We start from the raw sequence: 24363 nt of genomic DNA, 5'->3' as shown, positions 1-24363 counted from the left end.
TGGCAACGTAAACGCACCCATCTATTATCACCGTACTTGACTCCGAGGTGGCAAGTTAGCATCGTGCCGACACCTCAAAGCGGTTTGGTATAGCCTCATATCGCCGTATCGAGAGAAAAACCATTAAAAGATCGCCGCAGTGTGATCAGAATCGGGAGAAACTCTATGAAACGCAATCTGTTTGCGGGCGTCGCTGTTGCAGCCATTATTGCTGGACCGGCATTTTCGGATGAACATCTGGTATTTACACCGGGCGAAGGGGATCAGTTCACGTGGAGCTCCTATGAGGAATTCGCGGCAAACGCCCCCGATTTGACAGGTCAGACCGTGACGATTGCGGGCCCATGGCTGGGCGCGGAAAAGGACACGGTCGAGACAGTTTTTGCCTATTTCACGGCGGCCACGGGCGCAACTGTTGAATATGCAGGGTCCGACAGCTTTGAGCAGCAAATCCGCATCGACGCGCAGGCAGGCTCCGCGCCGAACCTCGCCGTTTTCCCGCAGCCGGGCCTGTTGGGCGACATGGCGCGTGACGGTCTGGTCGCGCCGCTAACCGCCGAAGATGGCGCATGGATTGCCGAGAATTACGCCGCAGGCCAGTCCTGGGTCGATCTCGCCACCTTTGACGAGGAACTGTACGGCATCTTCTACCGCGCTGACCTGAAGTCGCTGGTTTGGTATTTGCCGGAGAATTTCGAGGATGCAGGCTACGAAGTGCCCACCTCGATGGAGGAGCTCAAGGAGCTGACCGACCAAATCGTTGCAGATGGCGGAACGCCGTGGTGCATCGGTCTGGGTTCGGGTGGCGCGACCGGCTGGCCCGCAACCGATTGGGTTGAGGATATGATGCTGCGCACGGCGGAGCCATCTGTCTATGACCAGTGGGTTGCGAACGAGATCCCGTTCAACGATCCGGCGGTTATAACTGCGATCGAGGAATTCGGCTATTTCGCCCGCAATGATGACTATGTTGCCGGCGGTGCGGGTGCTGTTGCCACAACTGATTTCCGCGACAGTCCCAAGGGTCTGTTCTCGTTCCCGCCTGAATGCTATATGCACCGTCAGGCATCGTTCATCCCTGCCTTCTTCCCCGAAGGGACAGAGGTTGGTCTGGACGCGGACTTCTTCTACTTCCCATCCTATGCGGATCGCGATCTGGGCACCCCTGTTCTGGGCGCTGGCACCGTGTTCGGCATCACCTCTGACAGTCCGGCAACCCGTGTGATGATCGACTTCATCAAGACGCCAATCGCGCACGAAATCTGGATGGCGCAGGGTGGTCTGCTGACTGCGCATGCTGGTGTGAACACCGATGCCTATATCAACGATTCCACGCGCGCACAGGGTCAGATCCTGCTCAATGCAACGACCTTCCGGTTCGACGCATCTGACCTGATGCCCGGCGGTATCGGCGCGGGCGCATTCTGGACAGGCATGGTTGATTATGCCGGTGGAGCGGATGCAACCGATGTTGCGACCTCCATTCAGGAAACATGGGACGCTCTGAAGTAATTCGGACCATCCATAACCCAGATCGGGGCGCGTCCAACGTGCCCCGATTTCGGCCCTAGCCACGCCAAAGACGTGTGCAGGCCATGAATTTCCGGGGAGAAATGCGGTGAACCCAATTATTTTGGCATTGGTGACGGTCGTTTTGGGCGTGATTGCCTGCGTGACCTATTTCTTTGGCTCGAACTGGGTGCTGGACCGCATCTATCCTGATACCGGCCCGAATGCGGGGCGCAATATCAACCGCGCAAACGCTGTGCGCCCGTGGTTGTTCATGCTGCCGGCGATAGCGATCCTCGGGCTGTATCTGGTCTATCCGGTGTTCAATTCCATCTGGTTGAGCATGATGGACCGCAGCCGCGAAAACTTCGTCGGACTGGAGAATTACCGCTGGATGATCGCGGATGATAAGTTTCAGGAAAGCCTGTTTAACAACGCCATGTGGCTGATCATCGTGCCGGCCATGTCCACGCTGTTCGGACTGATCGCAGCGGGTCTGACGGATCGTATCTGGTGGGGCAATATCGCGAAGTCGCTGATTTTCATGCCCATGGCGATCTCCTTTGTCGGGGCGTCGGTGATCTGGAAATTCATCTATGATTATCGCGGCGAGGATCAGACACAGATCGGTTTGCTGAACTCCATCGTGACCTCACTGGGCGGTGATCCGCAGGCATGGATTACGATCCCGTTCTGGAACGATATTTTCCTGATGGTGATCCTGATCTGGATTCAAACCGGCTTTGCCATGGTGATCCTGTCCGCCGCATTGCGCGGCATCCCCGAGGAAACGATCGAGGCGGCCGTGCTGGACGGTGCAGGCCCGCTGACCGTGTTTTTCAAGATCAAAATTCCGCAGATCGCAGGCACCATTGCCGTGGTCTGGACGACGATTACCATTCTGGTGCTCAAGGTGTTCGACATCGTGTTTGCCATGACAAATGGCGAATGGGGCACGCAGGTTCTGGCGAATTATATGTACCGGATGACCTTTATCGACGGGCATGCGGGGCGGGGGTCTGCGATTGCGCTGACCATCATGGTTCTGGTGATCCCGATCATGATCTGGAACATCCGTAATGCATTGAAGGAGAACGCGTGATGCTGGGTTTGGCAGGCAAAAGCCCCGCACTGGTCTGGGTGGTTAACCTCTCGGCCTTGCTGCTGGTGGTGCTGTGGACAATCCCGACCTTTGGCATCTTTGTGTCATCGCTGCGGGATCGGGATGCGATCTCGACCTCTGGCTGGTGGACGGCGTTGAGCGCGTCCGAGCAATCGCTGGTCGCCCGCGCCGGTGCGCCGGACGATGCGCAACAGGTGGGCGGTGCTTGGGTTGTGGCCGGTTCAGTGTTCGAGGATGGCACGACCGGCGATGTCACCGCCTTCGGGTCCCGCGCGCAGGACCCAACGTCGAACGAACCGGGTGAGCCGCTGGTGCTGCGCGATGATGGCGTGTTGGAAATCGCGGTGAACGGCGATTACACCATCACCTATGCTGACCAGCCCGAGGGGCGGCGCGGCGCGCGTATCTTCTACACGACCGAGGTTCCGCCCACCGTCACGACCGAGAATTACGAGGCGGTTCTGTCCTCCGAGGGGGTGGCGCAAAGCTTCCTCAATTCGCTAACCGTGTCGATCCCCGCGACGATTATCCCGATCCTGATTGCGGCCTTCGCGGCCTATGCGCTGGCATGGATGCAATTTCCAGGGCGGATCATGCTGGTCGCGATCATTGTCGGCCTGCTGGTTGTGCCGCTGCAACTATCGCTGATCCCGTTGCTGAAATTCTATGGCGTGGTCGGAGAGGCATTCGGCGTGTCGGCCAAGGGCTATGTCGGGATATGGCTGGCACATACCGGATTTGGCCTGCCGCTGGCGGTCTATCTGCTGCGCAATTACATGGCGGGCCTGCCGCGTGAAGTGATCGAGAGCGCGCGCGTCGATGGTGCCACCGATTTCGGTATCTTCATGCGGATCGTGCTGCCGCTCAGCTTTCCGGCGTTGGCGTCCTTCGCGATCTTCCAGTTCCTGTGGACATGGAACGACCTGCTGATAGCCAAGGTGTTCCTGGGCCAATCGGACAACCAGATGGTCCTGACGGGCCGGTTGGTGGAGCTTCTCGGCTCACGCGGGGGGGATTGGGAAATCCTGACCACCTCCGCCTTTATTACGATCATCGTTCCGCTGGTCGTGTTTTTCTCAATGCAACGTTATCTCGTGCGCGGCCTGCTGGCCGGCTCTGTCAAAGGTGGCTGATATGAACCTTGCTGTTTCCGTTGAGCCTGAAAAGGTACTTGCCGCAGATCCCGATTGGTGGCGCGGCGCGGTGATCTATCAGATCTATCCCCGCTCGTATCAGGATACGAATGGCGACGGCGTGGGCGATCTGTCAGGGATCATCCACCGGCTGCCCCATATTGCCAGTCTGGGCGTGGACGCGATCTGGATTTCGCCGTTCTTCCGCTCACCCATGCTGGATTTCGGCTATGACGTGTCGAATTACCGCGATGTTGATCCGCTATTTGGCACGTTGGGCGATTTTGATGCGCTGATCCACCGCGCCCATGAATTGGGGCTAAAGGTCATGATCGACCTCGTGCTCAGCCATTCGTCGGACCAGCATGAATGGTTTCAGGAAAGCCGCTCGTCTCGCGATAATCCCAAATCGAACTGGTATGTCTGGGCCGATGCCAAACCGGACGGCACACCGCCCAATAACTGGCTGTCGATCTTTGGCGGGTCGGCGTGGGAATGGGACGGCGAGCGTCTGCAATATTACCTGCACAACTTCCTCAAGGAACAACCCGACCTGAACTTCCATGAGCCGGAGGTGCAGGACGCGCTGCTGGACGTGACGCGGTTCTGGTTGGAGCGTGGTGTGGATGGCTTCCGTCTGGATACGATCAACTTCTACATCCATGACAAGCAATTGCGCGACAACCCCGTATGCCCGCCCGAGGACCGCAATGCCTCCACCGCGCCTGCGGTGAACCCCTATAACTGGCAATTGCACCTGCACGACAAAAACCAGCCGGAAAACATCGCGTTCTTGGAACGCTACCGTGCGCTGCTGGACGAATATCCGGGTAAAACCGCTGTGGGTGAGGTGGGCGATTCCCAGATGGGGATGCAAATTCAGGCGGAGTACACGGCGGGCGATGACCGCATCCACATGTGCTACGCCTTTGACTTTCTGGCGCCCGAGGCCCCGAACGGCACGATGGTGGCCGATGTCCTGACCCGGTTCGAGGATGTGGCCAGCGACGGTTGGGCCTGCTGGGCGTTTTCCAACCACGACGTTGTGCGCCATGCCAGCCGCTGGAATCTGGGTGAACAGGCGCAGCGTCTATACGCGGCATTGCTGCTCAGCCTGCGTGGCTCCGTCTGTCTGTATCAGGGTGAGGAGCTGGGCCTGACCGAGGCATATGTCAGCTACGAGGAATTGCAGGACCCCTATGGCATCCGCTTCTGGCCGAAATTCAAGGGGCGCGACGGTTGCCGTACGCCGATCCCGTGGTCTGTGGACGGACCGACTGGCGGCTTTACCGATGTGAAGCCATGGCTGCCCGTCGCGATGGAGCATCTGTCCCGAGCCGTGTCCGAGCAGGATCGCGATGACCGCTCGATGCTGAATTTCTACCGCGAGATGGTCGCCTTCCGTCAGGCACATGAACCACTGCGAAACGGCGCGTTCGAGCTGGTGGACTCCGGTGATGACATCGTGTCGTTCATCCGCACCGGTGATAATGGCGACCGTGTGTTCTGCGCCTTCAACATGTCCAACTCGGCCACGGCGATCAGATTGCCCGATGGCGATTGGCGGCAGGATATGGCGGCACCTTTCAGCGCAGCGGTCACAGATAAGGGCGTCACCTTGCCGCCCTATCAAGCATATTTTGCTCAACAAAGCCTGTAAGCAATAATCAGGGCAAAAACTCTAGGGGAGACCAGAATGGCATCGCTGCTGTTGCAAAATATCGCGAAGTCCTACGGGACCGTCGAAGTGCTCAAGGATATCGACCTTGATATCGAGCAGGGCGAGTTGATCGTCTTCGTCGGGCCGTCTGGATGCGGTAAATCCACCCTGCTGCGCATGATTGCAGGGTTGGAAAAAATCACCGGCGGCGACCTGTATATCGATGGTGAGCGTATGAACGATACGCCGCCGTCGAAACGGGGCATCGCGATGGTGTTCCAATCCTACGCGCTGTACCCGCATATGACGGTTTACGACAACATGGCCTTCGCGTTGAAGGTCGCAAAAATGCCCAAGGCCGAGATCGACCAGCGTGTGCGCAATGCCGGCAAAATCCTGCAACTGACCGATTATCTGGACCGCCTGCCCAAGGCGCTGTCGGGCGGGCAGCGGCAGCGTGTGGCCATCGGGCGTTCGATTGTGCGGGATCCAAAGGTGTACCTGTTCGATGAGCCGCTCTCGAATCTCGACGCGGCCCTGCGCGTTGATACGCGGATCGAGATTGCGCAGCTCAAGGAAAACATGCCCGAGAGCACGATGATCTACGTCACCCACGATCAGGTGGAGGCGATGACGCTGGCCACCCGCATCGTGGTCTTGAACAACAAGACGCACACAATCGCGCAATTCGGCACCCCGCTGGACCTGTACCAGCGGCCCGAAAATACCTTTGTGGCGCAATTCATCGGCTCACCAAAAATGAACCTGCTGCCCGGCACGATCAGCGCGGCGCAGGACACCACGACCACCATTGATGTGACCGCTGGCGGCGTTGCAACTGTACCGGTCAGCGCGGCAGGATTGCCCAGCGGGACCGAGGTCCAGCTTGGCGTACGGCCTGAGGATTTCGTGGTTGCCCAACCAGGTGATGCGGTGATTTTTGAGGGGCAGGCCTCCTATACCGAGAAACTCGGAGAGGTCACCGTGGTCTATTTCACCCCGCGTGATGGCGAGGATTCGGTGATCGCAAAAATCCCCGGAATCGCGGATGTGTCCAAGGGAACGCAGCTGAGCCTGACGGCAAGCCCCGATAAACTGCACCTTTTCGATGCAAGCGGGCATAGTTTCTTCTATAAATAGGCCTTGGCTATTGGCATCAGGCGCATTTGACGCCTATCTGCGGCGCGTGTTTCGGCACGTGCCGATGATTTTTGCCCCAAGGGGTGACCACTTCCTCCGCCCATGGGGCGTTGATCTGACGGAGCGACCTTATGTTTCTGATTTGCGGCGACAATCTTTTCGACGTGTTCATGGAACCCGGCACGGATGCAGCCACGGCGAAATTCACGTCGCGGGCAGGCGGGTCGCCGTTCAACGTGGCCATCGGTATGCGCCGGTTGCAGGCGGATGCGGGCTATTTCTCGGCGCTGTCCATGGACCCGCTGGGCCGCAAATTGCACCGCGTGTTGCAGGATGAGGATGTCGATCTGCGCTACACGCTGGATACGGACCGCAAAACCACGTTGAGCATGATTACCCTCGATGAGGAGGGCGTGCCCGCCTATACCTTCTATTCCGAGAATGCAGCCGATACCGGCGTCACGCCTGCGGATGTGCCCACGCTGTCCGATGATGTGCGCGGCGTGCATTTCGGGTCCTATTCTCTGGTCACAATGCCCTGCGCCGATGCGCTATACGCTTTGGCGGAACAGGCGCAGGATCGTCTGATCTCGCTCGATCCGAATATTCGCCCAACGGTACAGCCTGATATGGCTGTTTGGCGCGCCCGTGTTGCGGCCCTGATCCCGTTTGTCAGCGTGCTGAAAATCTCGTCCGAGGATCTGGAGCTGATCCACCCTGACATGGATGCGGCGACCTTTGCGCAGAACATGCTGGCCGCGGGGGTGAAACTGGTTGTCGTCACCGATGGCGGTGAACGCGCGCTGGGCTGGGCGGCGAATGGTGCCCACGCTGTTGCATCGCCCCCGGCTGTTGATGTGATTGATACGGTCGGCGCGGGGGATACGTTTATGGCGTCGCTGCTGATGCAATTGGGCAAGGCGGACGACATTCACGGGCATATTGCGGGTATGGATGCGACAGGACTTGAGCATTTGCTCAACTTCTGCGCAAATGCCGCAGCAGTCACATGTACTCGCCAGGGGGCCGACTTGCCCCGTCTTTCTGATCTCTGAACGACAGGAGAGTCGTTATGGTTTCGCGCGTCATTCCAGTACAGCCCTTTGATTTGATTATCTTCGGGGCTACCGGCGATCTTGCCCGCCGCAAAATTCTACCGGGTCTTTACCGCCGGATGGTTGCAGGCCAGATGCCGCAGGATGCGCGCATTATCGGTGCGGCCCGCTCCGCGCTGACCACCCGCGCCTTTCGCGATATGATCCGTGAGGCGCTGGAAACCTTTATCGGCAAGGATAAGCTGGACGAGGAAATCGCCGCCAAATTCCTGTCCGTGCTGGATTACGTGACCGTTGATGCGACAGGTGAGGATGGCTGGGACGAGCTGACCAAAAAGCTCGCCAAAACGAAGAGCCAAACCCGCGCCTTCTACCTGTCCGTAGGCCCGTCGCTGTTCGGCCCCATCGCTGCGCGTCTGCACGAAACCGGCATCGCGACCAAGGATAGCCGCATCGTTGTGGAAAAGCCGCTGGGCCACGATCTGGAATCGGCCCGCGCACTGAACAAACAATTGAGCGATAGCTTCGACGAGGCGCAGATTTACCGCATCGACCATTATCTGGGCAAGGAAACCGTCCAGAACCTGATGGCCGTCCGCTTCGCCAATGCCTTGTTCGAGCCGCTGTGGAATGCACGTCATGTCGATCACGTGCAGATCACCGTGTCCGAGAGTATCGGCGTCGGCGGTCGTGGCGGCTATTACGACAAATCCGGCGCGATGCGGGACATGGTGCAAAACCACCTGATGCAGTTGTTGTGCCTGACCGCAATGGAACCACCAGCCCAGTTCGACGCCAACCGCGTGCGGGATGAAAAGCTGAAGGTCATCCACTCGCTGGAGGATGTCGCCCGTGAGGATATCGTGCGCGGCCAATATCGCGCGGCCAAGGATGAACCATCCTATGTGCAGGACGCCGAAAATCCTGACAGCCTGACGGAAAGCTATGTCGCGCTAAAGGTAAACATCTCGAACTGGCGCTGGAGCGGTACGCCGTTCTATCTGCGCACTGGAAAACGTCTGCGCGCACGGATGAGTGAGATCGCGGTGATCTTCAAGGAGCCGCCTCACTCGATCTTTGCCAAATTGCCTGCGCACCAGACCAATGCGTTGATCATCCGGTTGCAGCCGGATGAGGGGATCACCCTGCGCATGACGATCAAGGAACCGGGCCCGGGCGGCATGCGTCTGGCCGATGTGCCGCTGGACATGACCTTTGCCGATGCACTCGGGCCAAGTGCGGAATCCATGCCCGATGCCTATGAACGTCTGATCATGGACGTTATTCGCGGCGACCAAACCCTGTTCATGCGCGGGGATGAGGTCGAGGCAGCTTGGGAATGGGCGGATAAAATGTTGAATGACTGGACCGAGCAAGGGCGCAAGCCAGCCGCCTATGATTCCGGCAGCTCGGGCCCCGAGGACGCATTGGGCCTGATGCACCGCGATGGCCGTCGCTGGCGGGAGATTGAGGCATGAACCGCTACGATAGCCGCGAGGCATTGATGGCCGCACTGGCCGCAACAGTTGCTGGTGAGCTGGCCACGGCGCTGGACGCCCAACCAACCGCCACGCTGGCCGTGCCGGGGGGCACCACACCGGGGCCGTTCCTCAGCGCGCTATCCACTGCACCGCTGGATTGGTTCCGCGTGCGGGTGATGCTGACGGATGAACGCTTTGTGCCTGAAACGTCGGAGCGGTCGAACACCCGACTGTTGCGCGGCACCCTGCTGCAAAACGCAGCGGCAGTGGCAACCATGGTGCCGTTCTACCGTCAGGGTGACCGGCCCGAGGACGTGCTGGAGGCGCTCACCGCAGATATCGCCATGGCCCTGCCACTGGATGTTTGCGTGCTGGGCATGGGCGCGGATATGCACACGGCCTCAATCTTCCCCGGTGCGGATCTGTTGGAACAGGCGCTGGCCGCTGATGCGCCGCCCTTGCTGCCGATGCGTGCACCGGGTGCGCCTGAACCACGGCTAACGCTGACTGCCCCCGTGCTGTCCGCCGCGCGCAATCTGCACATCCTGATTCAGGGCGCGGATAAGGCTGAGGCCCTGACACAGGCGCAGGCCACACCCACCACGGCCGAGGCCCCGATCCGCCTTGCCCTACAGGCGGGTGCTACGATCCACTGGGCTGCCTAAACATCAAACTCTCTCCCCCACGCGGCGTTGCCCTTGACGGTGCGCGCGGCTGCGTCACCATGTGGCCAAAATATAGGGGAGAGATTTATGTCCAGCACCGTCACCATTACCCGTCAGGATGGCATTGCCGTCGTCACCATTGATAACCCGCCGGTAAATGCCGTCGGGCAGGCGGTCCGGCAGGGGCTATGGGATGCTGTTCCGGTGTTGGAGGAGGATGCCTCGGTACAGGCGGTGGTGCTGGCCTGCGCGGGGCGTACCTTTATCGCAGGTGCTGACATTCGGGAATTTGACGGCGGGTCCATGCAACCATGGCTGCCGGATTTGGTGGAGCGTATCCACGCCAGCTCCAAGCCATGGATCGCGGCATTGCACGGCACCGTGCTGGGTGGCGGGCTGGAAACGGCCCTTGGCTGTCATTGCCGGATTGCGGATAGCCGGACGAAGGTTGGTCTGCCCGAGGTCGCACTGGGTATCCTGCCCGGTGCTGGCGGCACACAGCGGGCGCCACGACTGACCGGTGCGGCGGCGGCGGTGCAGTTGGTCACAACAGGCGCGCCAATTTCGGCAGCACAGGCGATGGAGGTCGGTCTGGTGGATCGCCTCAGCGATGATCTGACCGCAGATGCAATGACCTTCGCACGGGATGTGGCGGGCAAACCAGTGCCGCGCCTTGATCCGGCCCCGGCACAAACCGACCTGACCGCAGATGATTGGGACAAATTACGCGCCGAGGTTGCGAAAAAGGCCCGCGGCCAAATCTCCCCCGTGCGGGCCTTTGATTCCGTGCGCAATGCCTTCACCATGGATCTGGCGGATGGAATGAAGGCGGAGCGGGAGATCTTCCTTGAGCTAAAGGAAACCGATCAGTCAAAGGCCCTGCGCCATGCCTTCTTTGCCGAACGTGCGGTTGGCAAGCCAGCCGCGCTGAAATCCGGCACGCCGCGCGACATCGCACAGCTTGCCGTTATCGGCGGTGGCCTGATGGGATCGGGCATTGCGACGGCTGCAATCTCCGCCGGCTACCCCACCACCATCGTTGAGCAAAGCGCGGAGGCCGCGCAGGCGGCACAAGATCGCGTAGCGGGCAATCTGGCATCGGCTGTGAAGCGTGGCAAAATCACCGAGGCCACCCGCGACGCAACCCTTGCCCTGCTGACCACCACCGATGATTTCAATGCCGTCGCTACTGCCGACCTGATTATCGAGGCTGTGTTCGAGGAAACCGACGTAAAGCGCGCCGTGTTTGACAAGCTGGCGGCAACGGCCCGCCCGGACGCGATCCTCGCCACGAATACGTCCTATATCGACCCCACCAGCTTTACCGCACAGGTGCCAAACCCCGAGCGGATCATGGGCCTGCACTTCTTTTCCCCCGCGCATATCATGCGCTTGGTCGAGGTGGTCAAAACGCCTGATACCCACCCCGATGTGCTGGCCACCGGTTTCGTAATGGCCAAAAAGATGCGCAAGGTGGCGGTGCTGTCGGGCATCTGCGACGGCTTTATCGGCAACCGTATCCTCGGCGCCTATGGCCGGATGGCCGGCTATCTGCTGGAGGATGGCGCCAGCGCCGCGCAGATTGACGGCGCGATGAAGGCATTCGGTATGCCCATGGGCCCGTTCGAGATGTTCGACATGGCAGGCCTGCAAATCGGCTATGCCAATCGCAAACGTGAGGCAGCAACCCGCGATCCGAACCGCCGCTATTCCCGCATCCCCGATCTGATTGTGGAGGATGGCGCAACCGGTCAGAAAACCGGACGCGGCTTCTATCGGTACGAGGCTGGCAACCGGGCTGCGCTGCCCTCGCCGGAAACCGATGCGCTGATCGCGGCGGAGCGTGCGGCGCAGGGGATCACCCCGCGTGATTTCACCGACGCGCAGATCGTGGCCATGCTGCATGCCGTTCAGGTGAACGAGGCGGCGATGATTTTGGCCGAGGGCGTGGCAGAGCGTCCCCTCGATATCGATGTGGTTAAGATGATGGGCTATGGCTATCCGCGCTGGCGCGGTGGCCCTATGCAGCAGGCCGATGCCTATGGCACCGCGCAAGTACTGGCCACGATGCAGGCCATTGCAGATGCTGATCCGGCCAGTTGGCAGGTTGCGCCATTGCTGCGTGAGGTGGGCGTGCAAAACAGCCCGTTTGCCGCGCGAAACAAATAACCGAGCCGACCGCGCCACCACCCCCCACAGGTACTGACGCGGTCGCTCGTTCACGTGTGTGCCGATTGCCCAGCCCCCACCGGCAATGGCATCACAACGTGATATGCGGACGCCAGGACGACGAAGGCAGGCTGTCCACCTCTGGGGCAGACGGCTGCGTTCATGTGCAAGACGCATTTCAACCCAAACCCATCACGATCACGCGGCCCTAGCTGTCATGGGCGCATGCTCCAACCTGTTCACAGGCTGCGTATTCTCGGAACGCCATTCTTCGAAAACCTGCTGGACACAGCGCTATTGCGCAGGTGTCGGTTCGGGCGATCCACATACGAGTGACGGTCTGATTTGACCGCATGGCGTCTGCTATAGACCCCCGCCAAGAAGGGCCATCGCGTGATCACGCTAGTTTTGTTAATATCGGGACTGACGTAGCGGCACGACCTGCGTGTCCAATTGGATCACGTTTGACCCCAATCCTATTATGGCAGCTGACGTTCGGTCCGTGACCCCGAGTTTGTCATAAACACGCCGCAAATGCGTATCCACCGTATGGGGTGAAATGTTGAGGATGTCAGAAATCATCGCATTGCTTTTGCCCCGCGCGATCCACGCCAGAACCTCCCGTTCCCGCTTTGACAGATCATATCGGGGGCGTCGGTGGTTCAGGCTCATCTCACAGTATCGCTGATGGGCGGTCTGTGCTGCCAATTGCAACCCTAGGATGATTCTCGAATCAATCTGCGCTGCGTCGTCGGCAAAGCCCAGCCCGATATAACCGTTTCGCAAACCGGGCCCGTATACCTGTATTGCCAGCCCGTCACCCACATGCCAGCGGCGCAATTCCTCCAGATAGGATTGCTGCTCCGCCGTGATTGAGGTCAGGCTGCCGACCTGTGACCACAGAAAAGGCTTGTCCAACTGCGCAGCCAATTCCGGTATCGGATCATCGCGATGGCGCGCATTCTCGATGTATTCCTTGGCCCAGCCCTCTGGATAGCCATAGGTCATGATCTGCACATGTGCCCCGCCAAATGTACTGAAATGCTGATAGTTCAGCGAACACACATCGCTGCGCTGCGAAAATTCAAGCACCAGTTGCCATAAATCGACCGGTTTATGAATGCTCGCGCATTGCTCAATGAAGATAGATAGATCTGTTCCGATCATCCGACTGTCTCCGCCCGCAGAATCGCAGTGCTATACTATCTGACGTTACGGAAGGTTCGGCTACTTTCCTAGGCGGCTATACTAAATAGCCCGAAATCAAAAAATGGCCGCGTCCTGTAGGGCGCGGCCATTTAAAATGAGTGATGTTTGATGAACAAACAGATCAGGCGTTCACAGAATCCTTGAGCGCCTTGGCAATAGTTACCTTTACCGCGCGGTCAGCTTCCTTTTGCATCTGCTCGCCGGTGGCAGGGTTGCGGACCATCCGCTCGGGACGATCACGGCAGAAGACCTTGCCGATATTGGGAATTGTCACGGCGCCGCCTGCGGCAACTTCGCTGGTGATGATCGCGGACAGCGCATCGAGAAACTCACCAGCTGATTTTTTGTCGCTTTCAGTACTCTCGGCGAGGGCTGCAACCAGTTGTGTTTTCGTCATGGGTTTTTGCGTCATTGGTTTCCCTGTGCGTTTTTAATTTGCTCAACTTAATCCGGCGGGTGCGGCGTTCGTTGATAATGACCTCATGCGGCGCTTCGCCGCAATCGTTTTCGTTCACTTTCAGTGACTTTGATGCGTTCCAAGCCGCTTTAAAGACTTACAGGAACGCCGTTTCGTCAAAACTTCGCAATTTGCGAGAGTGTAGTTTTTCAAGTGGCATTTCGCGCAAGGCCTCCATCGCGCTAATTCCGATTTGCAAATGTTGCGCCACCTGTCGTTTGTAGAAATCTGTGGCCATGCCCGGTAATTTCAACTCACCATGCAACGGTTTATCCGAAACGCATAGTAAAGTTCCGTATGGAACACGGAACCGGAACCCGTTTGCGGCGATGGTGGCGGATTCCATGTCTAGTGCAACCGCGCGGCTTTGGCTCAGGCGCTGCACGGGGCCGGACTGGTCGCGCAACTCCCAGTTGCGGTTGTCGATGGTGACAACCGTGCCGGTGCGCATGATCCGCTTCAGCTCGTATCCCTCTAGACCCGTCACGCTTTCCACTGCGTGCTCCAGCGCGATCTGGATTTCGGCCAGCGCGGGGATGGGAACCCAGACCGGTAGATCGTCGTCCAGCACGTGATCTTCGCGAACATAGGCATGGGCGAGAACGTAATCGCCCAGACTTTGCGAATGGCGCAAACCGGCACAGTGGCCCAACATCAGCCACGCATGGGGGCGCAGTACGGCGATATGGTCGGTGATCGTTTTGGCGTTGGACGGCCCGACGCCGATATTGACCATGGTGATCCCGTTCCCGTCCGCCCGTGTCAGGTGGAAGGTCGGCATCTGAGGCATCTTGACCGCAGGCGTACCTGTCGTGCCGTCGCGTGTTGTCACCGCACCGCCCGGCTGAACAAAGGCAACATAGCCGCTGTCAGGATCAGCAATCTGACTGTGCGCCCATGTGACAAATTCATCCATGTAGAACTGGTAATTGGTGAACAGGACGTGGTTCTGGAAATGGGCAGGGCTGGTCGCTGTGTAATGGGCCAGTCGCGCCAGCGAATAATCGACCCGCTGTGCCGTAAACGCGGCCAAGGGCCGATGCCCCTGCGCATCACGTCCGGCCGTGCCGTTTACGATGTCATCATTTGTGGTTTCCAGATTTGGCACGTCGAAAACATCGCGCAGCGGCCCGCCCAAACGATCCTCGATGCTGCCCTCGACATGCGCGCCCTCGGGCAATGCGAAATGCAGCGGGATCGGTGTGTCGGAAACGCTTACCTTTACAGGGACGTTATGGTTGCGCATCAACAGCTTGATCTGCTGTGTCAGGTAATCGCGGAACAGATCAGGGCGCGTCAGGGTCGCGGAATAGGTTCCCGGCTCACTAACATGGCCAAAGCTCAACCGGCTATCGACCCAGGCAAAGCTGGTCGTGGTCATTTCCAGCCGCGGGTAAAACGCACGATACCGACCCTGTGGCTCGTCACCCTGCATGACCGCACGGAAATGGCTGCGCAAAAACTCCGTCGCTTCGTCATATAGGGCGATGATGTGGGCGACAGCCAAGGCAGGATCGTCAAATGTTTTCACACCCTGCGCGGCAGGGGTCAGAACGGCAGCTTCAGCTGGGGCGTAGGGTACGCGCATTCGTGTATCTCCGTTTTGCAGGTTAAGTGCCTGCCTATTTGATTTTTGTAACGGCGGTGCGACCCGCCGTTCGGGATACGAACCTTGGCTATCATCTTTCAGGCACAATGGAAATCCCTACGGAATACCTAGCCAAGGCGCGGGGGATGCTCAGTCCAGAAACAGATCCACCTTCTCGAACCGGGTGACATCGACCAAGCCAACATCCGAAATCCGCAATTCTGGGATCACCACCAGCGCCAACAGTGAATGCTGCATATAGGCGTTGTTCAGGGTGCAACCGCAGTCCTGCATCGCGTCCATCATGCCCTGCGCCTTGCCCGCGACGGTTGCGGCAGGCTCATCCGACATCAGACCCGCGATGGGCAGCTCAACCATGGCAACCTCGACGCCATCCTTGAACAGGCAGATACCCCCACCAACAGCGCGCAGTCGGTTTGCGGCCAGCGCCATGTCTGATTTCGAGGTGCCGACAACGATCATGTGGTGGCTGTCATGGGCCACTGTGGACGCCATCGCCATATCGCAATCATAGCCAAATCCCGAAACGAAGGCATTGGTCACGCCCCCTGTCGCACGATGCCGTTCGACCAGCGCGATCTGGCAAACATCATTGGCACGGTCCATCTGGACGAGGCCATTTTCAACGCCCAGATCCGCCTCTAACGCCTTGGTCGGGGCTTGGTTCTCAACCACACCGATCACGCGGGCGCGCACGGCGTCACCCTCAGCCGGAATATCGAAATCCTCGGCGCTCAGGTCGCGCTTCATGTTCACGGTGGCACGGCTGTCATCTGGCCATGTGAAGTCCACCTCCTGCGGTACGATTTTACCGTCGCGGGCGACAACCTTGCCCCGTGAAATCACCACCTCAATCGGCAAAGTGCGCAGGTCCGAGGACAGGATCATATCCGCCCGACGCCCCGGTGTGATCGAGCCGATATCCCGCTCCATCCCGAAATGCGTGGCGGTGTTGATCGTGGCCATCTGAATGGCAATCACAGGGTCCAGACCACACTCGATAGCATGGCGCACAACGCGGTTCATGTGGCCATCATTGACCAAGGTGCCGGAATGGCAATCATCGGTGCACAGGATGAAGGACCGCGGGTCCAGACCCTTTTCCGTCACGGCGGTCACCTGCGCCTCCACATCATACCACGCCGACCCCAGACGCATCATCGCGCGCATGCCCTGACGGACCCGCGCAATGGCATCCGTCTCGGATGTGCCCTCATGATCATCCGCAGGACCACCGGCAACATAGGCATGGAACGCCGGCCCCAGGTCAGACGAGGCATAATGTCCGCCCACAGTTTTCCCCGCCGCCTGCGTTGCTGCAATCTCACCCAGCATGGCCTGCGAGCCGTTGATGACACCGGGGAAGTTCATCATCTCACCCAGACCAACAATATTCGGCCACGCCATGGCTTCTTCAACCTCGGCTGGGCCCAGCTCGGCACCGGTATTCTCCAATCCGGGGGCCGATGGCGCGCAGGAGGGCATCTGGACGAAGACGTTAACCGGCTGTGCCAGTGCCTCATCATGCATCAGGCGCACACCGTATAGGCCCAGCACGTTTGCCACCTCATGCGGGTCCACAAACATCGAGGTCGTGCCGTGGGGGATGACCGCACGCGAAAACTCGGTGACGGTCAGCATGCCGCTTTCGACATGCATGTGGCCGTCGCACAGGCCCGGAACCATATAGCGGCCCTCGGCCTCGATCACTTCGGTTTCATCCCCGATGCAATGGGACGCATCCGGCCCGCAATAGGCAAAGCGGCCGGACTTGATGGCGATGTCATGCCCCGCCAACAGCTCCCGCGTGTGGACGTTGACCCAAATGCCCCCACGCACAACCATATCGGCAGGCGCACGGCCTGCTGCAACGGCGACCAGATTTGCGGCTACGTCCTGCCATGCTGGGAACATTGGGTCTTCTCCTTGGTGTGTTCTAAGTCGTCAGCCGCCCGCGCCTAGCGCAGGAAGCCCATTGATGCTGTCGGGCTAAGCTGGCGTTCCTTCAGGAACAGTTCCAGCTTGGCCGGATCGGGCTGGGTCACTGTGCCCGTTTCAGCGGCCGCCAAACCGCCAGTGATGAACAGCGTATCGATGCTTTCGCCCACGCCGCCTGCAATATCGGTGTTGATGCCGTCGCCAATGCACAGAATGCGGTCATCGGAAACAACCTCGCCACGGGCTTCCTCCAACCGGCGCCGGGCCAGTTGATAGACGGGGGCGTGGGGCTTACCGAAATAGCGGGCATCGCCACCTGCCTCCTGATAAGCCTGTGCGATGGCACCGGCGCAGTAAATCCGCTGCTCACCCCGATCGACAAAGATGTCGGGATTGGCGCAGAGCATTTTCAGCCCCTTATTCATGCCGTACAGGATGATTTCGCGGTAATCAGCAGGGGTTTCGACATTGTCGTCGAACAGGCCGGTGCACACGATGCCCTCTGCCTCCTCCATCTCAACACGCTCAATATCCTGCCCGCCATAGAACTCATCATCGGATACAGCGGCGAAAAATCCGGCATCCCGCGCCGGGCCGATATGATAAACCTTCTTGCCGAACATGCCCGAGGCCAGCGCATCAATCGCCGCATCGCCCGAGGACGCAACCGCCTGATACAAATCGCGCGACACACCCAGCTCATCCAATTGCGCAATAACGCCACTGCGCGGGCGGGGCGAATTGGTCAGCAAAACAACGGTGCCACCGGTCTGGCGGAATGCCTCTAGAGCAGCGACCGCGGCCTCGAACGGGCGCACGCCATTGTGCAGGCATCCCCATAGATCGCAAAACACCGCGTCATAGCGCGAGGAGATTTCCGACAGGTTCTCGATGATTTGGGTCATTCGCTCACTTCTCCGTCCAGGTTAACGCGCGTGATGTCAAAACCTTCGCCCTCCAGCAAGCGTAAGAGTCCCTCTTCGCCGCCCAAATGCAGAGCTCCTACAGCAATTACCGCTGGTCCGTTCTGCGCAGCGTCCAAAATCGCGGGCATCCAGTTATTGTTGCGGCCCACCAGCAGCGCGTCAAAGACGGCCTCGCTCATCGTCTCAACCTCATCCATCGGGGCAACGCGGGCTGAAAATACATTGGACAGGGCGTAAACTTCCGCAATGCGGCCCTCGGCATAAATTTGCGCGACGGTCATGAATAACGGCTCTGCAATCTCGGCGGTGCTGATGCCGATGCGCAGGAAATCCATCTGCACCGGCTCAGGCATACTGGCCAAGGCGTCGATTGCCTGCATCGCGGTTTCCAGCCCCAGAACGGGTTTGCCCTGACCGCTGGCAATCTGCTCGATCTGCGCATCAATGGCCTGCGCACCCTGCGCCTGATTCATCAGCTCACATGCGGGTAGGGCCAGCATCATACCGGCGAACCAGGGCTGCAATCTGTCCACGGCGGCGGCTGGCATACCATAAGGCTCAAACGCGGTGGTCAGTACATTCCATTCCTTGGCGGACAGTGTTTCCAGCAGGCCATCCCCTTCCATATTCATAATCAGGCCGGGATTGGTCTGCATCTGACGGGCCAGCCGCTCGTTTTCCGCGATCGTTACCTCAACAAAAACCTGCGAGGCATTGGCCAGCGCATCGGTCAGTGGGGCGGGCAGGGGGCCAGCCTCGGCACTGTGCAATGTGCCAAACAAAAACAGCTCCTCATCACCGCGCACGGCGGTAAAGGCACGCCCGATACCATAGGGTACATCTGCAACCTCACGCTGGATCGTGGCGCGCTCTGCCTCGGTCAGTTCTGTGCGCAAATCCGCAGGGGCGCATTGCGCAAACAGGGGCAGGGCGGCGGTCATGCCGATCAGAAATGAGGCGAAGGCGTGTTGCATGTGGGGATGCTCTCCATAAATGTACTGGGGCGTTCTACCTTAAATAGCGCGCAATTGATGCGATCACATGACTTGGATGAAAAAGTCTGTGCGTATCCATCCGCTCCTCCGGTTGACAGGTTACATGGGGTTGCCTAAATCCGCTGTTAGCACTCCGGGGTGGTGAGTGCTAAGACCCATCCACCCGTAAACGCAACTGAGCCTTTTTTGTAGGAGAGACTCATGGATTTTACACCGCTGCATGACCGTGTGCTGGTCCGCCGCATCGAAAGCGACGAGAAAACCAAGGGCGGCCTGATCATTCCTGATTCCGCCAAGGAAAAGCCAGCAGAGGGCGAAGTCATCGCCGCCGGCGCAGGCGCACGTGACGAATCCGGCGCGCGCATCGCGATGGACGTCAAGGCTGGCGACAAGGTCCTGTTCGGCAAATGGTCCGGCACAGAGATCAAGATCGACGGCGAAGACCTGCTGATCATGAAAGAGAGCGACATCCTCGGCCTGCTGGCCTGAGCTGACGCCTCTCCCTTTCAACGCACATCCAAGGAGCTAAAACATGGCTGCTAAAGACGTAAAATTCGGCACCGACGCCCGGAACAAGATGCTCAAGGGCGTCAACATCCTGGCCGACGCTGTTAAGGTCACGCTGGGTCCAAAGGGCCGCAACGTGGTTCTGGACAAATCCTTCGGCGCCCCGCGCATCACGAAGGACGGTGTATCTGTTGCCAAAGAGATCGAGCTTGAGGACAAGTTCGAGAACATGGGCGCACAGATGGTCAAGGAAGTCGCTTCGCGTACCAACGACGAAGCAGGCGACGGCACCACCACTGCGACGGTTCTGGCTCAGGCCATCGTCAAAGAAGGCGCAAAGTCCGTTGCTGCCGGCATGAACCCGATGGACCTCAAGCGTGGCATCGACATGGCAACCGCCAAGGTTGTCGAGCAGATCCGCGCAATGGCTCGCCCTGTCAACGACACGGACGAAGTCGCACAGGTCGGCACCATCTCCGCGAACGGCGAAGCTGAAATCGGCCGCCAGATCGCAGACGCCATGCAGCGCGTCGGCAACGAGGGTGTCATCACCGTCGAGGAGAACAAGGGCCTCGAGACCGAGACCGAAGTTGTTGAGGGCATGCAGTTCGACCGCGGCTACCTCTCCCCTTACTTCGTCACCAACCCTGACAAGATGATCACCGAGCTGGAGGACGCTATCGTTCTGCTGCACGAGAAGAAACTCTCGTCGCTTCAGCCAATGGTTCCCCTGCTCGAGCAGGTCATCCAGTCGCAAAAGCCTCTGCTGATCATCGCTGAGGACGTAGACGGCGAAGCTCTCGCAACCCTGGTTGTGAACAAGCTGCGCGGCGGCCTGAAAATCGCTGCTGTTAAGGCACCTGGCTTCGGCGATCGTCGTAAGGCAATGCTTCAGGATATCGCAGTTCTGACCGGTGGTCAGGTGATCTCCGAAGACCTCGGCATGAAGCTCGAATCCGTAACGATGGACATGCTCGGCTCGGCCAAGCGCGTTTCCATCACCAAGGATGAGACAACCATCGTTGACGGTCACGGCGACAAGGCTGAGATCGAGGCACGCGTTGCCCAGATCAAACAGCAGATCGAAGAGACCACTTCGGACTATGACCGTGAGAAGCTGCAAGAGCGTCTGGCCAAACTGGCTGGCGGCGTTGCCGTTATCCGCGTTGGTGGCTCCACCGAAATCGAAGTGAAAGAGCGTAAGGACCGCGTCGACGACGCCCTGAACGCAACCCGCGCCGCCGTCCAAGAGGGCGTTGTCGTTGGTGGTGGTGTTGCTCTGGTTCAGGCCGGCAAATCGCTGTTCGGCTTCGAGGGTGCAAACTCCGATCAAACCGCAGGCATCGCAATCGTGCGTAAAGCGCTCGAGGCACCTCTGCGCCAGATCGCTGAAAACGCAGGCGTCGACGGCGCAGTCGTTGCAGGCAAAGTACGTGAGAGCGAAGACAAGACCTTCGGCTTCAACGCACAAACCGAAGAGTACGGCGACCTGTTCTCCTTCGGCGTGATCGATCCTGCAAAAGTCGTGCGCACCGCGCTCGAGGACGCAGCATCCATCGCGTCCCTGCTGATCACGACAGAAGCTATGGTAGCCGACAAACCATCGAAAGACGGCGGCGCACCAGCCGGCGGCATGCCCGACATGGGCGGCATGGGCGGCATGATGTAAGCCACCCACTAGTGGGTTTTACTTCTAGCGAACCTAAGAAGGGCCGTAGTGGAAACTACGGCCCTTTTATTGTTGCCATCACGACCTTGATCGCTGGTATGTCGCCTTATGGCTGAACTGTGGCTATGAAAGCTTCATTGCTGTGTTGGCAGTCAACTCAAGGACCATCTTCTAATCGTCCTAGGGTGGGCTTGCGTGTGGTCACTGTTGAATCGCCTTTATAGGCAGTTGGGCTGCGGCCAATCCAGTAAGCCCGCCGATCACTGTCATCGTTAGCAACATTTTGAAGCTTGGTTCCTTCACAAATACCGCAGTTGCAACGCCAGCAATAGCCGCCCCGGACAGTGTGCTTTTCACTTGCCGCGACGATACATTCAGTCCCGTTGCCCAGTTTGTGAAATGTTCACAATTGGCACTAAGAAGCTGGTATTGCCATTTACCCAACTTGGAGCGAGCACGCTTCAAGATGGTGTTGGTGGGCAAGGAGGACTGTTGCGGAGCAAGGCAGGTCGGGCGCCCGCGAACGACATTGTGATAGGGCTCTTCAGTGACTGTCATGGACGTATCGCTCGCAGATATTAGCATAAGGTTTCCATTGATACATCGAGCGCTGCTTACGATTGAGAAATGTGTATAATTTCCGCAGCTTGTGATAATTACTTGACCGGGCTTTAGTGGGGGTGTCACTTGCATTCATTTTTCTTTCAATTGGGGCCTGAGCGGCGTTTATGCTTGATTTGGGGCGTTTAGGTCCCCATTTTAGGTTTACTCTACATTGGTTCAAATATCCAAATTGGATATTGAAATTTAAATTGGATATTGGAGCGCATTTTGTCAAGCGGCAACGCAACATACTCAATGATTATCTGCACGCTCATATCTCAGCGTCTCGAAGAGCGAGGGCTGACGCAGCAGGATTTTTTTAGGAGATCTGGTATTGCGACAGGAACTTGGTCGCGGATCGCTCGTGGGCAGGCGCACTTTCAGATCGAAGATCTGCGCTCTGCTTGTCGCGTGCTAAACTGGTCGATCGGGAATCTCACATCACAAGCCGACAAAATGGCAGAGGCACTGGAGAAAAAAGAAGATGTTAATGTGGTGTCTAAGGAGGAATTGAAGGCCGGAGATTCAAACACCGGTGCATTCATTGCGGGTGCGGCGCTGGCATTTCTTCTTACTAGGTTAAACTAGAAAAACGGACGTGTGGGGTGCCCTGTCGATCCGGTGTTCAAGGTGTTCGGCGCTACGCTGTTGGCCAATACCCGACCAAAATCCTACGCATACCGATAGCAGCCACAAAGCAGCCGTTTTGCAGCCTGTGGATAACCACGTTGTGACTAGCTATTTTCCCTCGATCTGACACAAGGCCCCATGCGCCTTTTTATGACCATCTGCCTCGTCCTGATTTTCTTCGCTGCGAACTCGGTCCTGACCCGCGCCGGTCTGGTCGAGGGCGGGATTTCCCCTGCCGCATTCACCGCAATCCGCCTCGCTGCGGGTGCCGCAATGCTCGCAATAATCGTTGGATTTCAAGGATATAAGCCATGGTCCGCCGCCTCACCCAGCGGCGCCGCATCCCTATACCTCTACGCCGTAATGCTATCCTTCGCCTATATCGCCATCCCCACCGGACTAGGCGCGTTGATCCTGTTCGGAGCCGTCCAGATCACCATGTTCGCCGGCGCAGTTATCAAGGGGCAGCAGCCTAGCGCAAGGCGTTGGATAGGCTCACTTTTCGGCGTCCTGGGTCTCGCCGTTCTAGGCGCTCCGGGTGCCGATTCCCCCCCCCTTTGGGCCGCCGTTTTGATGGCCCTGTCCGGCGTCGCATGGGGCCTGTACTCCCTGATCGGAGCAAAAGGCGCCGACCCCACCCGCGCCACCGCCGGGAACTTCCTGTTTGCCGCCCCGCTGGGCCTGCTGACATGGCTGTTTTTCCCCGGCCAAACACCTGAAATGAATGGCATAATCATGGCGGTGGCTTCGGGCGCAATCTCCTCCGGCATTGGCTACGCGCTCTGGTATTCGGTCCTGCCACGCCTAGACGCCACCGTCGCCGCACTTGCTCAACTGTCCGTCCCCCTAATCGCACTGGCCGGTGGCATGATTTTCTTGGCCGAGCCCCCCGACCTAACCTTTGCGCTATCGGCCATTCTAATCCTAGGCGGCATCGCCCTCGGCCTTAGTAAATCGCGAAAAAAGTTGCCCTAAGCGATCGCGACTGGCACGATTCCGCATGACGGGCGACTGGCCCGCGCCTGTAGGGATGAGAGGACCATTGCCATGTCGAAACGCCAAGAACTGATCGAGAAATACACCGCTGCTCTAGAGAAAATCGGCATGGACGTTGATGAAAGCTTGCTGACAGCAGTGACCATCGCCTGCGGTCCGTCCATCTATAATGCCGATAGCAGTACCGTTTCAGCAACATCCGAGGGTGAGATGCTGACGGTTCAGAATAACTTCTGCACGAAAAAGCTGGGTATTACCGATGAGGCTGCTGCCAAAGCAGCGGTTGAGAAAGCCGTCGATACCTATGGCCGCTCAAACACCAACAAATATCGCGCGGTTTTGTACTACATCATCACAAAGCAGCAGGGCAAAGAGGGCGTGTTCGCTTAATCCACGATGGGCTCCAGTGGGTCGTAAATCACTGGGCCATCGGGGCCGAATGCCATCTCAGCGACCGTGTCGGGCTTTACGCGCAGCCCGACATATTCCTGCTGTGTGACCCAGCGCCAGCGGTTAACCACGCCCTCCGCATCGCGCCAGTTCTCGTCGGGAAAGCCGTCGGCAATCGTGCAGCGATAGAATAAATCCACCTGATGGTAATCTTTGGCGGGCGCATGAAATTCCGAGACTGCCAGCAGTCGCCCAACGGCGATGCGCATGCCGGTTTCCTCGAACACTTCGCGGATCAGGTTGTCGGGGATGCTTGCGTGCCGCTCCACACCGCCACCGGGGCAGCACCATAGATCGGATTGATTGCCGGGGTAGGCATTCACCAAAAACAGGCGATCTTGTTCTACAATCACGGCGCGCACGGCTAGTCGGGGGGAGCGGTCTGTCATTGCCGCATGATGCGCGAAAGAAGTTTTCAGGCAAGTGATTGCAAACACGA

At 58.6% G+C, this 24363-nt stretch carries 22 protein-coding genes; 14 read left to right on the top strand and 8 right to left on the bottom strand.

Going from position 1 to position 24363, the window contains the following annotated elements:
* Positions 1-165 precede the first annotated feature (165 nt).
* The 9 genes from CR254_RS02915 (at position 166) to CR254_RS02875 (ending at position 11935) form a co-directional block, all read left to right on the top strand.
* Positions 166-1512 (top strand): ABC transporter substrate-binding protein, encoded by a 1347-nt coding sequence (locus CR254_RS02915; protein ID WP_097928302.1) that lies wholly within the window; start codon positions 166-168, stop codon positions 1510-1512.
* Positions 1513-1618: 106 nt separating this feature from the next.
* Positions 1619-2611 carry a carbohydrate ABC transporter permease gene (locus tag CR254_RS02910; RefSeq protein ID WP_097928301.1) on the top strand — a complete coding sequence of 331 codons (993 nt, stop codon included), beginning with the start codon at positions 1619-1621 and terminating at the stop codon, positions 2609-2611.
* Positions 2611-3765 carry a carbohydrate ABC transporter permease gene (locus CR254_RS02905; protein WP_097928300.1) on the top strand — a complete coding sequence of 385 codons (1155 nt, stop codon included), beginning with the start codon at positions 2611-2613 and terminating at the stop codon, positions 3763-3765. Before CR254_RS02910 ends, CR254_RS02905 begins: the two co-directional genes overlap by 1 nt.
* Position 3766: 1 nt before the next feature.
* On the top strand, positions 3767-5425 hold the full coding sequence (locus tag CR254_RS02900; protein WP_097928299.1) for an alpha-glucosidase: 1659 nt from the start codon (positions 3767-3769) through the stop codon (positions 5423-5425).
* Positions 5426-5461: 36 nt separating this feature from the next.
* Positions 5462-6565: an ABC transporter ATP-binding protein gene (locus CR254_RS02895; protein ID WP_097928298.1), complete on the top strand. Its 1104-nt coding sequence runs from the start codon at positions 5462-5464 to the stop codon at positions 6563-6565.
* 131 nt (positions 6566-6696) lie between these two features.
* Positions 6697-7620 carry a carbohydrate kinase family protein gene (locus CR254_RS02890; protein ID WP_097928297.1) on the top strand — a complete coding sequence of 308 codons (924 nt, stop codon included), beginning with the start codon at positions 6697-6699 and terminating at the stop codon, positions 7618-7620.
* 17 nt (positions 7621-7637) lie between these two features.
* Positions 7638-9098 carry a glucose-6-phosphate dehydrogenase gene (gene zwf / locus CR254_RS02885; protein ID WP_097928296.1) on the top strand — a complete coding sequence of 487 codons (1461 nt, stop codon included), beginning with the start codon at positions 7638-7640 and terminating at the stop codon, positions 9096-9098.
* The gene (gene pgl / locus CR254_RS02880; RefSeq protein WP_097928295.1) at positions 9095-9766 is read left to right on the top strand and encodes a 6-phosphogluconolactonase; all 672 of its coding nucleotides are present in this window, start codon (positions 9095-9097) and stop codon (positions 9764-9766) included. The genes zwf and pgl overlap by 4 nt, the downstream gene beginning before the upstream one ends.
* Positions 9767-9853: 87 nt before the next feature.
* On the top strand, positions 9854-11935 hold the full coding sequence (locus tag CR254_RS02875) for a 3-hydroxyacyl-CoA dehydrogenase NAD-binding domain-containing protein (RefSeq protein WP_097928294.1): 2082 nt from the start codon (positions 9854-9856) through the stop codon (positions 11933-11935).
* Between the two features lie 411 nt (positions 11936-12346).
* Here CR254_RS02875 and CR254_RS02870 read toward each other — a convergent pair whose 3' ends face one another.
* From CR254_RS02870 to CR254_RS02845, 6 genes are all read right to left on the bottom strand, one after another.
* Entirely contained in the window at positions 12347-13102 is a 756-nt protein-coding gene (locus tag CR254_RS02870; RefSeq protein ID WP_097928293.1) for a helix-turn-helix transcriptional regulator, read from the bottom strand.
* 163 nt (positions 13103-13265) lie between these two features.
* Positions 13266-13556, bottom strand: a complete 291-nt coding sequence (locus CR254_RS02865; RefSeq protein WP_097928292.1) for an HU family DNA-binding protein — start codon at positions 13554-13556, stop codon at positions 13266-13268.
* A 142-nt stretch (positions 13557-13698) separates the two neighbouring features.
* Positions 13699-15189 carry an AMP nucleosidase gene (locus tag CR254_RS02860; RefSeq protein ID WP_097928291.1) on the bottom strand — a complete coding sequence of 497 codons (1491 nt, stop codon included), beginning with the start codon at positions 15187-15189 and terminating at the stop codon, positions 13699-13701.
* A gap of 150 nt (positions 15190-15339) precedes the next feature.
* On the bottom strand, positions 15340-17124 hold the full coding sequence (gene ade, locus CR254_RS02855; protein ID WP_097928290.1) for an adenine deaminase: 1785 nt from the start codon (positions 17122-17124) through the stop codon (positions 15340-15342).
* 44 nt (positions 17125-17168) lie between these two features.
* Entirely contained in the window at positions 17169-18053 is an 885-nt protein-coding gene (locus CR254_RS02850; protein ID WP_097928289.1) for a TIGR01459 family HAD-type hydrolase, read from the bottom strand.
* Complete coding sequence (locus tag CR254_RS02845; RefSeq protein WP_097928288.1) at positions 18050-19048, bottom strand: TraB/GumN family protein; 999 nt, start codon at positions 19046-19048, stop codon at positions 18050-18052. The genes CR254_RS02850 and CR254_RS02845 overlap by 4 nt, the downstream gene beginning before the upstream one ends.
* A 222-nt stretch (positions 19049-19270) precedes the next feature.
* On the opposite strand from CR254_RS02845, the gene CR254_RS02840 reads away from it, so the two are divergent.
* Together CR254_RS02840 and groL are read left to right on the top strand one after the other, a co-directional pair.
* Positions 19271-19558: a co-chaperone GroES gene (locus CR254_RS02840; RefSeq protein ID WP_097928287.1), complete on the top strand. Its 288-nt coding sequence runs from the start codon at positions 19271-19273 to the stop codon at positions 19556-19558.
* Between the two features lie 43 nt (positions 19559-19601).
* On the top strand, positions 19602-21245 hold the full coding sequence (groL, locus tag CR254_RS02835; protein ID WP_097928286.1) for a chaperonin GroEL: 1644 nt from the start codon (positions 19602-19604) through the stop codon (positions 21243-21245).
* Positions 21246-21446: 201 nt separating this feature from the next.
* Here the strand turns inward: groL and CR254_RS02830 are convergent, their stop codons facing one another.
* Complete coding sequence (locus tag CR254_RS02830; protein ID WP_342744462.1) at positions 21447-21830, bottom strand: lecithin retinol acyltransferase family protein; 384 nt, start codon at positions 21828-21830, stop codon at positions 21447-21449.
* A gap of 246 nt (positions 21831-22076) precedes the next feature.
* Here CR254_RS02830 and CR254_RS02825 point away from each other — a divergent pair, with 246 nt between their 5' ends.
* From CR254_RS02825 to CR254_RS02815, 3 genes are all read left to right on the top strand, one after another.
* Positions 22077-22436, top strand: a complete 360-nt coding sequence (locus tag CR254_RS02825; RefSeq protein WP_145996692.1) for a helix-turn-helix domain-containing protein — start codon at positions 22077-22079, stop codon at positions 22434-22436.
* 192 nt (positions 22437-22628) lie between these two features.
* Positions 22629-23453, top strand: coding sequence for a DMT family transporter (locus CR254_RS02820; protein ID WP_245851360.1), 825 nt, complete (start codon positions 22629-22631; stop codon positions 23451-23453).
* A 72-nt stretch (positions 23454-23525) separates the two neighbouring features.
* Positions 23526-23864, top strand: coding sequence for a DUF2853 family protein (locus tag CR254_RS02815; RefSeq protein ID WP_097928282.1), 339 nt, complete (start codon positions 23526-23528; stop codon positions 23862-23864).
* Here the strand turns inward: CR254_RS02815 and CR254_RS02810 are convergent.
* A complete protein-coding gene (locus CR254_RS02810) occupies positions 23861-24313 on the bottom strand; it encodes an NUDIX domain-containing protein (protein ID WP_097928281.1) in 453 nt (150 codons plus the stop codon). The two genes, CR254_RS02815 and CR254_RS02810, sit on opposite strands and share 4 nt — an antisense overlap.
* Positions 24314-24363 lie beyond the last annotated feature (50 nt).

The sequence above is a fragment of the Pontivivens marinum genome, from assembly GCF_900231835.1.
Classification (GTDB): Bacteria; Pseudomonadota; Alphaproteobacteria; order Rhodobacterales; family Rhodobacteraceae; genus Pontivivens; species Pontivivens marinum.
Note: the sequence above shows the minus strand (reverse complement) of the source record. Positions and strands in the feature narration are given on the sequence as shown.

Excerpts from the sequence above, each read along its gene's own strand:
- CR254_RS02915 (WP_097928302.1), top strand. The coding sequence starts at position 166 with ATGAAACGCAATCTGTTTGCGGGCGTCGCTGTTGCAGCCATTATTGCT.
- CR254_RS02905 (WP_097928300.1), top strand. The coding sequence starts at position 2,611 with ATGCTGGGTTTGGCAGGCAAAAGCCCCGCACTGGTCTGGGTGGTTAAC.
- CR254_RS02900 (WP_097928299.1), top strand. The coding sequence starts at position 3,767 with ATGAACCTTGCTGTTTCCGTTGAGCCTGAAAAGGTACTTGCCGCAGAT.
- CR254_RS02895 (WP_097928298.1), top strand. The coding sequence starts at position 5,462 with ATGGCATCGCTGCTGTTGCAAAATATCGCGAAGTCCTACGGGACCGTC.
- CR254_RS02890 (WP_097928297.1), top strand. The coding sequence starts at position 6,697 with ATGTTTCTGATTTGCGGCGACAATCTTTTCGACGTGTTCATGGAACCC.
- zwf (WP_097928296.1), top strand. The coding sequence starts at position 7,638 with ATGGTTTCGCGCGTCATTCCAGTACAGCCCTTTGATTTGATTATCTTC.
- pgl (WP_097928295.1), top strand. The coding sequence starts at position 9,095 with ATGAACCGCTACGATAGCCGCGAGGCATTGATGGCCGCACTGGCCGCA.
- CR254_RS02875 (WP_097928294.1), top strand. The coding sequence starts at position 9,854 with ATGTCCAGCACCGTCACCATTACCCGTCAGGATGGCATTGCCGTCGTC.
- CR254_RS02870 (WP_097928293.1), bottom strand. The coding sequence starts at position 13,102 with ATGATCGGAACAGATCTATCTATCTTCATTGAGCAATGCGCGAGCATT.
- CR254_RS02865 (WP_097928292.1), bottom strand. The coding sequence starts at position 13,556 with ATGACGCAAAAACCCATGACGAAAACACAACTGGTTGCAGCCCTCGCC.
- CR254_RS02860 (WP_097928291.1), bottom strand. The coding sequence starts at position 15,189 with ATGCGCGTACCCTACGCCCCAGCTGAAGCTGCCGTTCTGACCCCTGCC.
- ade (WP_097928290.1), bottom strand. The coding sequence starts at position 17,124 with ATGTTCCCAGCATGGCAGGACGTAGCCGCAAATCTGGTCGCCGTTGCA.
- CR254_RS02850 (WP_097928289.1), bottom strand. The coding sequence starts at position 18,053 with ATGACCCAAATCATCGAGAACCTGTCGGAAATCTCCTCGCGCTATGAC.
- CR254_RS02845 (WP_097928288.1), bottom strand. The coding sequence starts at position 19,048 with ATGCAACACGCCTTCGCCTCATTTCTGATCGGCATGACCGCCGCCCTG.
- CR254_RS02840 (WP_097928287.1), top strand. The coding sequence starts at position 19,271 with ATGGATTTTACACCGCTGCATGACCGTGTGCTGGTCCGCCGCATCGAA.
- groL (WP_097928286.1), top strand. The coding sequence starts at position 19,602 with ATGGCTGCTAAAGACGTAAAATTCGGCACCGACGCCCGGAACAAGATG.
- CR254_RS02830 (WP_342744462.1), bottom strand. The coding sequence starts at position 21,830 with ATGCTAATATCTGCGAGCGATACGTCCATGACAGTCACTGAAGAGCCC.
- CR254_RS02820 (WP_245851360.1), top strand. The coding sequence starts at position 22,629 with ATGACCATCTGCCTCGTCCTGATTTTCTTCGCTGCGAACTCGGTCCTG.
- CR254_RS02815 (WP_097928282.1), top strand. The coding sequence starts at position 23,526 with ATGTCGAAACGCCAAGAACTGATCGAGAAATACACCGCTGCTCTAGAG.
- CR254_RS02810 (WP_097928281.1), bottom strand. The coding sequence starts at position 24,313 with ATGACAGACCGCTCCCCCCGACTAGCCGTGCGCGCCGTGATTGTAGAA.